At 70.8% G+C, this 13,493-nt stretch carries 14 protein-coding genes and 1 pseudogene; 12 read left to right on the forward strand and 3 right to left on the reverse strand.

Features of this window, described 5'->3' with window-relative positions:
• The first annotated feature begins 2 nt into the window (after window positions 1-2).
• From E1292_RS03020 to E1292_RS53405, 5 genes and pseudogenes are all read left to right on the forward strand, one after another.
• Window positions 3-1,424, forward strand: a complete 1,422-nt coding sequence (locus E1292_RS03020) for an FAD-dependent oxidoreductase (protein WP_132591728.1) — start codon at window positions 3-5, stop codon at window positions 1,422-1,424.
• Window positions 1,425-1,438: 14 nt separating this feature from the next.
• Window positions 1,439-1,711 carry a hypothetical protein gene (locus tag E1292_RS03025; protein WP_132591730.1) on the forward strand — a complete coding sequence of 91 codons (273 nt, stop codon included), beginning with the start codon at window positions 1,439-1,441 and terminating at the stop codon, window positions 1,709-1,711.
• The gene (locus E1292_RS03030; RefSeq protein ID WP_132591732.1) at window positions 1,708-2,946 is read left to right on the forward strand and encodes an MFS transporter; all 1,239 of its coding nucleotides are present in this window, start codon (window positions 1,708-1,710) and stop codon (window positions 2,944-2,946) included. Before E1292_RS03025 ends, E1292_RS03030 begins: the two co-directional genes overlap by 4 nt.
• 32 nt (window positions 2,947-2,978) lie before the next feature.
• Window positions 2,979-3,377, forward strand: a complete 399-nt coding sequence (locus E1292_RS03035; RefSeq protein ID WP_132591734.1) for an ArsR/SmtB family transcription factor — start codon at window positions 2,979-2,981, stop codon at window positions 3,375-3,377.
• Window positions 3,374-3,478 (forward strand): annotated as a pseudogene (locus E1292_RS53405) (NAD(P)-binding protein); the annotation flags it as partial. The gene E1292_RS03035 and the pseudogene E1292_RS53405, both read left to right, overlap by 4 nt.
• A 72-nt stretch (window positions 3,479-3,550) precedes the next feature.
• On the opposite strand, the gene E1292_RS52170 reads toward E1292_RS53405, so the two are convergent.
• The 3 genes from E1292_RS52170 to wrbA form a co-directional block, all read right to left on the reverse strand.
• Window positions 3,551-3,688 (reverse strand): hypothetical protein, encoded by a 138-nt coding sequence (locus E1292_RS52170; RefSeq protein ID WP_181958175.1) that lies wholly within the window; start codon window positions 3,686-3,688, stop codon window positions 3,551-3,553.
• Between the two features lie 133 nt (window positions 3,689-3,821).
• Entirely contained in the window at window positions 3,822-4,265 is a 444-nt protein-coding gene (locus E1292_RS03040; RefSeq protein WP_181958176.1) for a hypothetical protein, read from the reverse strand.
• 32 nt (window positions 4,266-4,297) lie between these two features.
• Entirely contained in the window at window positions 4,298-4,909 is a 612-nt protein-coding gene (gene wrbA / locus E1292_RS03045) for an NAD(P)H:quinone oxidoreductase (protein ID WP_132591736.1), read from the reverse strand.
• Window positions 4,910-5,613: 704 nt separating this feature from the next.
• On the opposite strand from wrbA, the gene E1292_RS03050 reads away from it, so the two are divergent.
• From E1292_RS03050 to E1292_RS50805, 7 genes are all read left to right on the forward strand, one after another.
• Window positions 5,614-6,075: a MarR family winged helix-turn-helix transcriptional regulator gene (locus E1292_RS03050; protein ID WP_132591738.1), complete on the forward strand. Its 462-nt coding sequence runs from the start codon at window positions 5,614-5,616 to the stop codon at window positions 6,073-6,075.
• 1,076 nt (window positions 6,076-7,151) lie between these two features.
• Complete coding sequence (locus tag E1292_RS03055) at window positions 7,152-7,598, forward strand: ester cyclase (RefSeq protein ID WP_132591740.1); 447 nt, start codon at window positions 7,152-7,154, stop codon at window positions 7,596-7,598.
• Window positions 7,599-7,727: 129 nt separating this feature from the next.
• Window positions 7,728-8,921: a cytochrome P450 gene (locus E1292_RS03060; RefSeq protein ID WP_132591742.1), complete on the forward strand. Its 1,194-nt coding sequence runs from the start codon at window positions 7,728-7,730 to the stop codon at window positions 8,919-8,921.
• Window positions 8,918-9,154 carry a hypothetical protein gene (locus E1292_RS03065; RefSeq protein ID WP_132591744.1) on the forward strand — a complete coding sequence of 79 codons (237 nt, stop codon included), beginning with the start codon at window positions 8,918-8,920 and terminating at the stop codon, window positions 9,152-9,154. The genes E1292_RS03060 and E1292_RS03065 overlap by 4 nt, the downstream gene beginning before the upstream one ends.
• Before the next feature lie 497 nt (window positions 9,155-9,651).
• Window positions 9,652-10,404 (forward strand): hypothetical protein, encoded by a 753-nt coding sequence (locus E1292_RS03070; protein WP_132591746.1) that lies wholly within the window; start codon window positions 9,652-9,654, stop codon window positions 10,402-10,404.
• Window positions 10,405-10,740: 336 nt separating this feature from the next.
• Window positions 10,741-10,980 carry a tautomerase family protein gene (locus E1292_RS03075; protein WP_220446637.1) on the forward strand — a complete coding sequence of 80 codons (240 nt, stop codon included), beginning with the start codon at window positions 10,741-10,743 and terminating at the stop codon, window positions 10,978-10,980.
• Between the two features lie 94 nt (window positions 10,981-11,074).
• The gene (locus E1292_RS50805) at window positions 11,075-13,492 is read left to right on the forward strand and encodes a glycoside hydrolase family 2 protein (protein ID WP_165974338.1); all 2,418 of its coding nucleotides are present in this window, start codon (window positions 11,075-11,077) and stop codon (window positions 13,490-13,492) included.
• Window position 13,493 lies beyond the last annotated feature (1 nt).

The following is a 13,493-nucleotide window of genomic DNA, read 5'->3' on the forward strand; positions in this document are numbered from 1 at the left end:
TCATGAGTGACAGTTGCTGTGGCACCACCGCCATCGAGATCGAGCCGTTCACCACCTCTCAGCAGACCGCCCCCGGGCAGACCGGCGCGCTGCCGGTCGTCGTGATCGGCGCCGGCCCGGTCGGCCTGGCCGCCGCCGCCCATCTGGCCGAGCGCGGCATCGATTTCCTGCTCTTGGAGGCCGGCGACCAGGTCGCCGCCTCGGTCGCGCAGTGGGGACATGTGCGCGTGTTCAGCCCGTGGAAGTACAACATCGACGCCGCCGCCCGCCGCCTGCTGGAGGCCGACGGCTGGACCGCTCCGGACGGTGAGTGGCTACCCACCGGCGCCGAGCTCATCGATGACTACCTCGCCCCATTGGCCAAGCTGTTCAACGACAGGGTGCTCCTCGGCGTGAAGGTCACCGCGATCAGCCGCCTCGGCTACGACCGGGTGCGCACGGCAGGCCGCGAGGAGGTGCCGTTCCTGATCCGCCTGGAGAGCGGCGAAGAGCTGCAGGCGCGCGCGATCGTCGACGCGTCCGGCACCTACACCAGTCCGAACGTGCTCGGCGCGAGCGGCCTGCCCGCCCACGGCGAGCACGAGGTGTTCGTCGACCACGCCCTGCCCGACGTGCTCGGCGCGGACCGTGACCGCTACGAGGGCAAGCACACGCTGGTGGTCGGGGCAGGGCACTCGGCCGCCACCACCCTGCTGGCCCTGGCCGAGCTGCCGGACACGCCGATCACCTGGGCGATCCGCGGTGGCAGCGCGAGCCGCACCTACGGGGGCGGCGACGCCGACGCGCTCCCGGCCCGCGGGGCGCTGGGCACGCGCCTGCGTGCCCACGTCGAATCCGGCCGCATCCAGCTGCTGACCGGCTTCTTCGCCCACCGCGTGAACGCCACCGACCAGGGCGTCGAGGTGGTCAGCCGCGACCCGTCCGGGCACGAGCAGAGCGTCACCGTGGACCGGATCGTGTCGGCCACCGGCTACCGCCCCGACCACTCCATCGCCGCCGAACTCCGGCTCGACCTCGACCCGGTGCTCGGCTCCACCCGCGCCCTGGCCCCGCTGATCGATCCCAACCAGCACTCCTGCGGCACCGTCCCCGCCCACGGCGTGGACGAGCTCGCGCACCCCGAGCCCGGCTACTACGCCGTCGGCGTCAAAAGCTACGGCCGCGCCCCCACGTTCCTCATGGCCACCGGATATGAGCAGGTTCGCTCCGTCATCGCCGCCTTGGCCGGAGACTGGGAGGCCGCCCGCGACGTCCAGCTCGACCTGCCCGAGACCGGCGTGTGCTCCTCCAACCTCGCCGACGCCCAGGAGCAGCGCGTCGGCCTGGCCACCGGCATCAGCGGCGGCCTGCTGTCCACCCCTCTCCCGCTCGCTACGGTCGGCGCCACCGCCTCGGCGGAGTCCGGCGGCGGCTGCTGCGGCTGAAGGGAACACTAACGATGTCCGACGGATACCCCACCGCCGCCCAGAGAGAGGCGCTGCGCCTCATCTGTGGCCACGGCCGGCTGGGGACCGAGCAACTGGGCCGCCATCTGCTCCAGGTCCGGCGGCCGAGCACCAACCCCGGCTACGCCAGGGCGATCGCCCGCATGGCCGGCACGCTCACCTGGCGCCTGCAAGCCCAAGGCTTCATCACCGAAACCGCAGATGGCGCATGGGTGACGAACGCCAGCGGGCGGGGGCTCATCTCCTGCTCCAGCGAGCGCGCGTGAGCGCCAGAGCCGACAGCGCCGTCCCCGCCATCGGGGGCCTTGTTCCGTCGCGCAACCGGCAGGGCCGACAGGTGGTGGCCGCGCTGGCCGTCACCCAGACCATCGGCTACGGCGTGCTCTACTACGCCTTCTCCGTCTTCCTCGCCCCGATGGCGCGCGACCTGCGTGCCACCAACGCCCAGATCGCCGCGGCGCTCACTCTGTCCATCCTGATCGCGGCCCTGTGCGCGCCGCTGGTCGGCCGCTTGCTGGACACCCGGGGCGGGCGCGCCCTGATGACCGCCGGGTCGTTGCTGGGCACCGTGGCTGTGCTGGCCTGGTCCAGGGTCGAGAGCCTGCCGCAGTTGTACGCGGTGTTCGCCGCCATCGGCGTCGCCTGCTCCATGGTGTTGTACGAGGCGGCGTTCGCGGTCATCGTCTCCCTCTACGCCGGCAACGAGCGCGGTCGGGCGAAAGGGCTGCTGGCGCTCACCATCGTGGCCGGGTTCGCCTCCTCGATCTTCCTGCCGCTCACCGGCGTCCTCGTCGACCGGTACGGCTGGCGTACGGCGCTGGCGATCCTGGCCCTGATCTACGGGACGGCGGCGATCCCGCTGCACGCCCTCGTATTGCGCCGCCGCGCCCGTACGGCGAGGACGCAGGCGTCCGCCGCGGCGCAGGAGCGAGCCGCCATCGTCAGGGCGGCCACCCGCCGGCGGCCGTTCTGGCTGCTGGTGATCGCCTTCACCGCCAACGGCGGCGCGGTCGCCACCGTGGCGGTCCTGCTCATCACCTACCTGATCCATCTGGGCCACCCACCCGTGCTGGCCGCCACGTTGGCCGGGCTGCTGGGCGTGCTGTCGGTGACCGGCCGACTGGTCACCACAGGCCTGCAGACCCGGCTGCCCGCTGCCTACATCGCCGCCGCCATCTTCGCCCTGCAAGGCGTGGCCGCCCTCCTCCTGCCGCTGGTCGGGCGTAGCATGGCGGGCGCGATCGGCGCGGTGCTGCTGTTCGGGCTCGGCTTCGGCATCGCCTCCATCACCCTGCCGCACCTGCTGGTCGGCCGCTACGGCACCGCCGCCTACGCCTCGCTGGCCGGCCGCATCGCCGTCTTCTCCGTCACTGACAAGGCGCTGGCCCCGCTCGGCGCGGTCGCCCTCGCCCAGGCCGCAGGTTATGGCTGGGTGATGGGCGCGGTGGCCGCCGCCTGCGCGATCGCCGCGTTCGCGCTGGTGGCCTACCACCGCCTATAATTTCGACAGACTTCGAATCAGGAGGGGTTGTCATGACCGTCCCCACCGGCCAGTGCTGCGCCCCGATCGCCCGCGAACCGCTGGCCGAACAGACCGCCGCCGAGCTCGCCGTCATGCTCAAGGCGGTCGCCGACCCCGTACGGCTACGCCTGCTGTCCATGATCGGCTCCCACGCCGGCGGCGAGGCCTGCGTCTGCGACCTGACCGGCACCTTCGACCTGACCGCCCCCACCATCTCCCACCACCTCAAGGTGCTGCGCACCGCCGGGCTGATCGACGGCGAGCGGCGCGGCACCTGGGTCTACTACCGCATCATCCCCGAGGCGGTGAACAAGCTCGGCGCCCTGTTCGCCCCGCTCGCCGGGTCCGTTCCCGAGCCTGCCTCCCAGGCTGCTGTAGGACGCACTGAGCTGGAGCTGCTCCCCGCATGACGGCCGCTCCTCGGCCCGTCGACGTCCTGGTGATCGGCGGCGGGCCGGCGGGCCTGGCCGCCGGCTACTACCTGCGGCGCGCGAAAGCCGACTTCGTCATCCCGCCGCCCTCGAGGGGCGGGCTGCGGCACGACACGGTTGCTCGCGCTCTGCGGACCGGAACCGCCTGGTCGTCAACCGGACTGTTGAACCAGCTCGTGAAAGTGCCGCGGTCCGCCGGAGACATCCTGGTAGATCTCGGTGATCTGTGCGTATGGCAATGCGCCGCAGGTGTCCTTCTCCGGGCCGAGCGCACGCAACGGCTCCACCAAGTCGTGCGCCCTGCTCCTTGTCTCCGGTGTGAACCACCCGGGTCTGCACGAGGGAGCGGCCACGGAGTTCCTCGGGCAGTCGCGGCGCGTTGGGGAGACGCAGCAGCGTCACGGAGGAGGACATCTCATCGGGCTACTGCCCCGCCCAGCCCAGAAAGGTGCTGAGCACATGGGCGGCGTGAGCGGGGTTCTCGCCCGGGTCGTACAGCTCGCCACCGTAGACGGTACGCAGCCGCAGCAGCTCGATCTCGGCCGCGACCACGACACCGAAGTTGCTCTTACCACCCCGTGCGGCCCAGAAGAGGTCGGGCTCCTGGGTGGTCGAGACGGTGCGGAGTTCGCCGTCGGCGGTGACGATGTCGAGCGAGCGGACATGATCGGCGGCAAAGCCGTACGTGCGGCCAGTGATCGGGAGGACTGCCTGCGCCGCGAACCGGACGGCTCCCGCCACGTCATCGGCGTCGGCGGCGACCACTGCGGGCTGATGCTCGACCGTGAGCAACCACCCCGAACAGGTCTCCTCGAGACCCTCGTCACCCGGCCGCCAGAGCATGCGCCCGCTGATCTGCGAGCTCATGGCTCACCATCTCGTGCCCGGCCGCCGGCATGTCAGGCAGCCGCCTTGATGGCGCGGGTGAACCTGACGACGCGTTCGGCTTGGACGCGGGCGGCGGCCCGGGTGGTGTCGTCGACGGGGGCGGTGCCGCCCTGGTCGAGGTGGGAGGTGCCGTAGGGGTTGCCGTCGGCGTACTTGGCCGGGTGGGTGTAGCCGGGCGGGACGAGGATGCCGCCGAAGTGGTGGAAGGTGTGGGACAGCGCCAGCAGGGTGGCTTCGTGTCCGCCGTGGCCGGTGCCGGCCGAGGTGAAGCCGCTGTAGACCTTGTCGGCCAGCAGGCCCTGCTGCCAGACCGGTCCCAGGGTGTCGAGGTACTGCTTGAGCTGGGCGGCGACGTTGCCGAAGCGGGTCGGGGAGCCGAGCAGGACGCCGTCTGCCCAGACCAGGTCGTCGGCGGTGGCCGTGGGGATGTCGGCTGTCGCGGCGAGGTTCGCCGCCCAGGCGGGGTTGGAGTCGATCGCCTCCTTCGGGGCGAGTTCGGCGGCTTGGCGCAGCCGTACCTTGGCTCCGGACTTCTCGGCGGTCTCGGCCATCTCGCGGGCGATCTCGGTGATCGTGCCGGTGGCGGAGTAGTAGACGATGGCGATGTTCACGAACGTGTCCATGAGGGTTCCGTTTCCAGTGAAGCGTTCAGAGCGTGGTCAGGTCGATGGCGCCGGCGATGGCGCGGTAGCCGGTGTCGTTGAGGTGAATGTGGTCGCCGCTGTCGTAGGCGGTCTTGAGGTGGCGGGCCCGGTGGGCGCGTTCAGCCGGAGCGTCACCGCCAGCTGTTCGCGGGGCCAGGTCGCCAGCGGCGTGGTGTCGCTGACGATCTCGCGGCCGGCGGGATCACGGTCGCGGGCTGTCCGTGGAAACGCAGTTCGCGCATGGTGCCCGGTCGTACGGGCGCGCCGGTGCCCGCACGGCCCACCGTGGCTCCGGCGATGCGCAGAGGCTTGGTGCCGTACACGTTTCGACAACCGGCTGCGGACCTTGACACCGCCGTCGGTGAGCCGCACCACCTGCCGCAGGGAGTCGTTGGTGAAGCCCTCCCGCGACCAGTTGGGGCCGTACCAGCCCGCGGTCGGTGCGGCCGGTTGGGCCGCGGTGCCCCAATCGGCGTGCCAGCGCGGGCTCCTGGCCTGCGCCGGGCAGGCCACGCCGATGCCGGCAGCGGCCAGCAGTGCCGCGGCGGTGGCCGGAAGGCGAAAGAAGCGCATGATCCAGAACCTCGACACTTCATCCTAGATATTTCAGCACTGAACAACACTTCGGAACGTTAGCCCCAAATGGTTCAGTACGCAAATGTCCAGCGTGATAGTTTGGTTCAGTGACGGAGACGCGATGGCTCAACGCCGAGGAACAGCGCAGCTGGCGGGCATTCGGCTTGGCCACCCGGCTGCTGCTCGACCGGCTCGAACGGGATCTACAGGAGGCCGCCGGTATGCCGCCGACCTACTACGAGCTGCTCGTCCTGCTGTCGGAGGCTCCGGACCGGACGATGCGCATGAACGAGCTGGCGCGCTGGACCCACTCCAAGCCGAGCCGCATCACGCACGCGATCGGCAAGCTGGAACAGGCCGGATGGGTGCGACGCCAACATGTGGCCTCCGACCGGCGCGGCTGGCTCGCCGTCCTCACCGATGAGGGCCTGGCCGCCCTGCAGTCCGCGGCCCCCCGCCATCTTGAAAGCGTCCGCGCTCACCTGATCGACGTCCTGACGCCCGAACAAGTCCGCCAGCTCGGCGACATCGGTGAGACCCTGCTCAAGCACCTCCTGCCCGACGCCTGAGCACGGGCACCCTCGGATTCGCAGGACAGCACCTCGGTCGCGGGCGGGAGAGCGCGCGAAAGGGCGCGGGTCGTCAGAAAGCGGGGAAGGCCCAGCCCGATGGGTGGAAGGGCACATCTCGCCGAGTACGGCGGGCGTGCACGTCTCCCACATCCTGACGAAACCGGGCGCGGCGACCCGCACCGAGGAGGCCCGCCGGTACTTCCACCGCTCCTTGATCTGGTGCAGGAGCCTCTCTGGCGCTCGCGAGCCGCCGCCCGCCTTGCCGACCTGGGCCCTGCCGACGTCAGCGCGGCGTCCGGGCGGGCACCAGGGCGGAGCGCCTGAGCGGCGGGTGCCGCCGGCCGACCGCCATACAGCGTCACGTACCGGGCCGCGTCGCCGACGAGCACCACCCGGCGCGATGCCGGCGGTCCGTGCGCACCTCCTCGATCGGGTCGAACAGCACTGATCGGTCGGACGGCGGCGAGTGCGTCAGGCGTCTCCCCCGCCTCTGCGCCGCGCAGGCGGGTTGCGAACCCCCCGGCGAGATCGCCCGCGCGTTGCTGGGCCCCGAGGAGACCGTGAAGCGGCCTCGACGCCCGAGCGGTGGTTCCCGACCCGCCGGAACGAACAGTTCCGGATTCCCGGGTCCGAGGTGTCCCCCGGGAGGCCGCCCGTTCGTCGCCTGGATATGAGCGACGATTTCTGGGGCCTTCCGCGCGGCGGCACAACCGCGTCGACGCCGCCCTCCAGGCCGAGAGCCGAGGTGAAACACCTCGATGAACATGTTCCTGTGGATCGTGCAGGCGCTCCTGGCCGGCTGGGAGCGGTTCAAGAAGGTCCGGCCTGACCGCGCATCTCAGGCATGAGGCGGATGAGGTGCTGCCGCTGGTCCAGGCGATCGTCACCGAGTCGCAGTGGCGGTACTTCGGCCAGGTCAACGCTCGCCTGGTCGGTGCGGACGCCGCGCGGATCCTGCCCTGGATGCTGGACGGCCCGAGCGAGCGGGCCGAGGACCGGCTGAAAGACGGTCTACTTCTCCGCCCCAGGCGGACACCCCCACCCCAAAACCCTCAGGAGCCCGAGGAGGCCACATGTCGATCATCACCACGGCGGAACGCAACAAGGAGACGCTCCGCCGCTTCCACGACGCCGTCAGCACCGGCGACGAGGAGATCATCTCCAGGACGATCGACGAGGTCGTCCAACCGGACGTGCAGATCCGCACGCCGCTGCCGATCGAGACGACGGGGACGTCGGCGATGAAGGAGGTGCTCGCGGTGCTGCGCCGGGCCTTCCCCGACCTCCACGTCGAGATCGAGGACGTGATCGCGGAAGGGGACCGGGTCGTCACCAGGAACACGGTGACGGGGACGCACGAGGGTGAGTACATGGGCGTGCCGCCGACCGGCAAGTCCATCACGTACAAGGAGATTCTCATCGCCCGTTTCGCCGACGGGCGGGTCGCCGAGACCTGGGCGGTCGTCGACGTCATGTCGCAGATGCGGCAGCTCGGCGTGTTCAAGGGACCGAACGCCTAGCGCACATCTCCGCAGGACGCCGCGCAGCACGACAGCAGCGGCGGTCCGCCGGCGCGTGCACCACCTCGGGACCGCGGTTCACACCGCGCAAAGACGCTGAATGCCAAGCACAGGACGGATGGACGGACGATGACGCAAACGAACGAACTGCCGCTGCAGCTACGGCGCACCGGGCTCGACCCGGCAGAGGAGCTGGCCCGGGCCCGCGACGGCGAGGGCGTGGTCCGCGTGGAGACGCCGTTCGGCCTGCCCGCATACCTGGTCTGCCGCCACGAGGACGTCCGCCGGGTGCTGGCGGACCCGGCCCGGTTCAGCAGTGCCCTGACGCCGTTCCCCGGATCCGGGCAGATGAGCCCCGACGAGCTGGCCAAGATGCAGGCCGGGCAGCTGATCGGGTTGGACCCGCCGGAGCACACCCGGCTGCGCCGGATGCTCACCCCGGAGTTCACGGTACGCCGGATGCGCCGGCTGGAGCCGCGCATCACCGAGATCGTCCGGGCGGCCCTGGACGATCTGGAGCGGGCGGGCAAGCCGGCCGATCTGGTGGCGCACTTCGCTCTGCCGGTGCCCTCCCTGGTGATCTGCGAGCTGCTGGGCGTACCGCATGCCGACCGCGCCGCGTTCCAGGATCGCTCCGTGCGCATGCTGGACACCTCCTTGCCGATGGAGCAGCGCGTCACGGCGCAGCGGGAAGACCACGCCTACATGGCCGGCCTGGTCGCCCGCGCCCAGGCCGACCCGGGCGAGGACATGCTCGGCATGCTGGTACGCGAACACGGCGACGACCTCAGCACCGACGAGTTGATCGGCATCGCGAAACTGCTGCTGCTGGCCGGGCACGAGACCACCTCGAACATGCTCGGCCTGGGCACGCTGGCCCTGCTGCGGCACCCGGACCAGCTCGCCATGATCCGCGACGATCCGGCCCAGGTCGAGCCCGCCGTCGAGGAGCTGTTGCGCTGGCTGTCCGTCGTGCAGTTGCTGCCGCCGCGCACGACCACGACGGAGGTGGAGATCGCCGGGCAGGTCATTCCCGCGGGATCGTTCGTACTCTGCTCGTTTCCCGCCGCCAACCGCGACCCTGCCTTCGTCGACGATCCCGAGACCCTCGACATCAGCCGGGGAGCCGCCGGCCACGTCGCGTTCGGCCACGGCGTGCACCACTGTCTCGGGGCGCCGCTGGCTCGCATGGAGATGCGCATCGCCTTCCCCCTCCTGCTCCAGCGGTTCCCCGGCCTCGCCCTGGCCGACCCGGACGAGCAGGTGGACTTCCGGGTCTTCAGCGTCGTGTACGGCGTGAACTCGCTCCGGGTGACCTGGTGAGCTCACGGGTTGTGAAGGTGGACACCGCCCGCGACGATGACCGGCTGCGGGTGGCGAGGACCCGCTACCGGCACTCCGGCGGGCTCGGTGCGGCTTGGCGGGGCGCGTCGATGGTGCGACCACGCCGAGGCGCCCGGACGTACCAGCCCGAATCTTGCCCTCCGCAACCGGCGGACGGCGGCCTGTCCTGGAAGGAGGTGTGGACGATGCGACGCGACCCCGCCTGGGACTGATGAGGTGACCCTGCGGTGGAGTGGTGGCGTCTGCAACGCACCAGGCAGGCCACCACCCACCGCGGTGAGCCGGCGGCCGGCGAAGTAGGGCAGCTGACGTCGCGTTCGCGCCGGGCCCGGAGCTTGCCGAGACCGCGGCGGGCGTAGAAGCCGCCGAGCTGAGGCATCCAGCCGTCTATGCCGCGAGACGGAAGGCATGATCGCTATTGCCCCGATCGCCGCCTTTGACGCTGGAGGACGAGATTGCTGAGTAAGATCACGCCGCAACTGGTCGTTGAAGGTGCCATACCGTTGCATCCGGTGATCTCCCCGGACGGTCGCTGGGTCGCCTACCCGGTCGCCCCGGTCGGGCGGACTGAGGACCATCCCAGCAGTGCGATCTGGATCGCCGCGACTGACGAGAGCTCATCACCCAGGAAGCTGACCGAGGGAACGGCGAAAGACTTCATCCCGCGCTGGGCGCCGGATTCGACCTGCTCTACTTCGGATCGGATCGGATGCAGCGAGGCACCATCCAGTTGCATCGGATATCCCTTGAGGGCGGCGAGGCGGAGCCGCTGACCACCTGGCAGGCAGGGATCTTCGACTACCTGCCACTCGCCGACGGCCGGCGGATCGCGGTAGTGGCCGCGGCGCCGCCGACCGATGAGGACGAGCGCAGGACGGCCGAACGCGACGACGCCAAGGTATGGGGAGAGCAGGTGCCCTATGGCCGATTGTGGTTGCTCGAGCTGAAGTCCGGCCGGGCGCGAATGGTGGAGGGACTCGGCGACAGGCACGTCGTCGAAATGGCGCAGCGTCCGGATGGCGGCCCCCTCGCAGTACTCAGCTGGGCGACCCCGGAGCTCGACCCCGGCTGCTTGTCCTGCGAGTTGCATGCGGTCGACCTGGAGACCGGCAAGGTCCAGGCGCTCGGCCGGGCCGCGTTGGAGGCGTCCGCGCCCACCTGGTGGAACACAGACGGCTGCTGGCACCTGTGCTACCTGGCGACGACCCCGCCCAGCCCGGTCGGGGGGCGTGCCGTCTTCGACCTCGCCGTGCCCGAGATCGGCTCACCAGGAGAACATCGCAGCCTGACCGGCGGCATGACCGTCTGCCCGTCCGGTCTGGCGCAGGTTGCGGACGGGCCGCCGCTGGCACTGTTCGCCGACGGGCTCGACACCGCGATCTACCGGCTAGCATGCCGCAGCCCGACGCCCAGCTCGCTCGGCACAAGCCGCCGCCCGGCGCACTCCTCGCAGCTGACATGACGTCGTACCGAGGATGGCCTGTCCAGCCGCAGTGAGGTCCGTCGGAGGCTGGTAGCGCCCGCCTGCGCGGCCTGCCGAGGTTATCCCATGGACGGCCGCGTTTGCCGGAGGCGTTCGTGAGCATGTTGGCCTTGAGAGACAAGTCCGGCGGGAAACGATCGGCGAGCGGGTGGGGGCCCGCTCAGGGGAACCACGATGACCCGCTCTCGATGAGCGGGCCGAGCCGGATCTCGTACACCTGCAGACTCCCGGGCGCGCAGCGCACGTCATGGGTCTTCGAAGAGACCGTTCAGCTCAGGTTCCGGGCGTCTGGGTGCAGTTCGCGTATCGCGTCGAATGGAGGAACTCATGCCGCTCATCAATGTGAAGGTCATCGAAGGGGTGTTCAGCGAGGCGCAGAAGGCCGAGATCGTACAGAAGCTGACCGATGCGATGGTCGAGATCGAGGGCGAGAACATGCGCTCCCTGACCCTGGTCATTCTCGAGGAGGTCAAGAGCGGCGACTGGGGAATCGGGGGGAGGCTGGTGACGACCGCGGACGTGAAGGCCATGGCCGCCGGTGCGCCACCCGGGTGACGGGGTTCGCCGACACAGCCTCGCCTCCAGCGTCCGTACGGGCGAGGCTAGGATCTTTGTGGGAACGATCCCATACATCGGACGGAAGGCGCTCATGGATCAGCGATGGGAGCTTCGGGGTTTCCTCGGGGACGACTGGCAGTTGCACCGGGCCCAGCTCCACGCCAGGGACGGCCGCGGCGCGGGTGGGTGGGTTCCCGCCAGCGTGCCGGGCAGCGTGCTGGCGGATCTGCTGGCCGCCGGCCAGGTGCCGAGCCCGTACGTCGGCAGGCAGAGCCTGCTCTCCGAGTGGGTGTCGCAGCGGACCTGGGTCTACCGGACCCGGCTGAGCGCGCCGGACATGGCGCCCGGGGAGCGGGCGTACCTGGAGTTCGACGGCATCGACCACTCCGCCTCCGTCTACCTCGACGGCGAGCGCATCGCCACGCACGAGGGCACGTACGTCCCGCTGGTCGTCGAGGTGACCGGGCTCATCACGGGCGAACACAGCCTGGCCGTGGTCGTGGACCCGGCGCCCGTCAGCGAGCCGCAGGTCGGCTACACGGCCAAGGTCAGTGTGCACAAGGGGCGGATGGGGTACGGGTGGGACTTCTGCCCGCGAATCGTGCACCAAGGACTGTGGGGGCCCGTACGGCTGCGCGTCACCGGGCCCACGAGGCTGGCCGACGTCTGGGCCCGGCCCGCGGGCACGGAGATCGTCGTGAGAACCGAGCTGGACGGCCCGCAAGCGGACGTCGAGCACACGCTCAGGGACGCCGACGGCCGGGTGGTCGCGACGGCCACCGGCGAGCACGCGGTCCTCGATGTCGGGCAGCCCCGCCGGTGGCACCTCAACGGCCACGGCGAGGCCCACCTCTACGAGTTGACCACCGCGGTGAAGGGCGACGAGCGCCGGGTACGCGTCGGCTTCCGCGACGTACGGTTCCGCGCCGACCAGGCGGGCACGCTCCCGTACCGGCTGACCGTCGACGGGGAGCCGGTCACGATCAAGGGCTGGAACTGGGTGCCCGCCGACGCTCTCTACGGCGCGGTGGAGGAGGCCAAGGTACGGCACCTCCTCACGCTGGCCCGCGACGCCGGCGTGACGATGTTGCGGGTGTGGGGCGGCGGGCTCATCGAGAGCGGCATGTTCTACGACCTGTGCGACGAGTACGGGATTCTGGTCTGGCAGGAGTTCGCCCAGTCCAGCTCCGGCATGCGCAGCGTGCCCAGCGAGGACGAGGCGTTCGTCGCGCGGATGGCGTGGGAGGCCGAGCGCATCGTGCCCGCCCGCCGCAACCACCCCAGCCTGGCCGTCTGGTGCGGCGGGAACGAGTTGCAGCGAGCCGACGGCGTCCCGCTGACCGACGCCGAATCCCCGGTGCTCCAGGCCCTGCATGACGTCGTGGCGCGGCTCGACCCCGACCGGCACTGGCTGCCGACCTCCCCGTCCGGGCCGGTGTTCGGCAACACCTTCGAAGGCCCGAGCCCGCACGACGCGCACGGCCCGTGGGAGCACCAGGGTTTGTCCGATCACTACGGCTTCTACGACCGGGGCCGGTCGTTGCTGCTCAGCGAGTTCGGGGTCGAGGGGATGAGCAACGTACGGGCGATCGAGTCGGTCGTGCCCGAGCAGGCGCGCCGCCTTCCGACGACCCGCCACCCCGTCTGGGACCACCTCGGCCGGTGGTGGAACAACGAGCCGCTGGTCCAGGAGGCGTTCGGGGGCGCCATCGGCGACCTCGCGACCATGTCGAGGGCCAGCCAGTTCCTCCAGGCCGACGGGCTGCGGTACGCGGTGGAGGCCAACCTGCGACGGCCCGAGAGCTGTGGCGTGCTGCCGTGGCAGCTCAACGAGTCCTTCCCCAACGGCTGGTGCACGGCCGCCGTCGACTACTTCGGCGAGCCCAAGGCCGTCTACCACTACGTGCGCCGGGCGTACCGGAACGTCCACGTCTGCGCCGCGCTCCCGGCTCAGCGCGTGGACGGCGAGGTCGCCGCCACGGTCTGGGCCTGGTCGGACGGCCCGGCGGAGGTCACGGCCCGCTTCCTCCGCCTGGACGGGAGCGAGCTCGCCAAGGAGCACTGGACGACCGAAGGCGGCCCGCCGCGGCCGCTCGGCGAGATCCGGTGCGCCGGTGACGGGGAGCTGCTCCTCCTGGACCTGTCCACCGGCAACCGCTACCTGCTGACCTCCGGCCCCGACTTCGCCGAGCTGCTCACCCTCCGCCAGGCCAGGGTCTCCACGCACCTGGAGACCGCCGGCACGACGTGGACGTTGCGCGTGCGGCACGAGGACGGGCCGGCGGCGCCGTTCCTGCGCCTGCTCGACGCCCGGCCGGCCGCCGCACGGGGCTGGATGCGCTGGGACGACAACGCCGTCGACCTGCTGCCCGGCGAAGAACGGGTGCTCCGCTGCGAGTGGGACGGCGTACCGTCGGAGGAGCGCCGCGTGCTGCTCGACGGCTGGAACGTCGGTCCTCAGCTGATCACCCCGCACCAAGGGCACCTTCCGGAGAGGCCGGGCAGTTAGC

Source organism: Nonomuraea deserti, from assembly GCF_004348685.1.
Classification (GTDB): Bacteria; Actinomycetota; Actinomycetes; order Streptosporangiales; family Streptosporangiaceae; genus Nonomuraea; species Nonomuraea deserti.

What these genes read in the sequence shown, in the direction of transcription:
- E1292_RS03020 (WP_132591728.1), top strand. Translation starts at nt 3, where the DNA reads ATGAGTGACAGTTGCTGTGGCACCACCGCCATCGAGATCGAGCCGTTC.
- E1292_RS03025 (WP_132591730.1), top strand. Translation starts at nt 1,439, where the DNA reads ATGTCCGACGGATACCCCACCGCCGCCCAGAGAGAGGCGCTGCGCCTC.
- E1292_RS03070 (WP_132591746.1), top strand. Translation starts at nt 9,652, where the DNA reads ATGCAGCGAGGCACCATCCAGTTGCATCGGATATCCCTTGAGGGCGGC.
- E1292_RS03035 (WP_132591734.1), top strand. Translation starts at nt 2,979, where the DNA reads ATGACCGTCCCCACCGGCCAGTGCTGCGCCCCGATCGCCCGCGAACCG.
- E1292_RS03055 (WP_132591740.1), top strand. Translation starts at nt 7,152, where the DNA reads ATGTCGATCATCACCACGGCGGAACGCAACAAGGAGACGCTCCGCCGC.
- E1292_RS03060 (WP_132591742.1), top strand. Translation starts at nt 7,728, where the DNA reads ATGACGCAAACGAACGAACTGCCGCTGCAGCTACGGCGCACCGGGCTC.
- wrbA (WP_132591736.1), bottom strand. Translation starts at nt 4,909, where the DNA reads ATGGACACGTTCGTGAACATCGCCATCGTCTACTACTCCGCCACCGGC.
- E1292_RS03040 (WP_181958176.1), bottom strand. Translation starts at nt 4,265, where the DNA reads ATGAGCTCGCAGATCAGCGGGCGCATGCTCTGGCGGCCGGGTGACGAG.
- E1292_RS50805 (WP_165974338.1), top strand. Translation starts at nt 11,075, where the DNA reads ATGGATCAGCGATGGGAGCTTCGGGGTTTCCTCGGGGACGACTGGCAG.
- E1292_RS03075 (WP_220446637.1), top strand. Translation starts at nt 10,741, where the DNA reads ATGGAGGAACTCATGCCGCTCATCAATGTGAAGGTCATCGAAGGGGTG.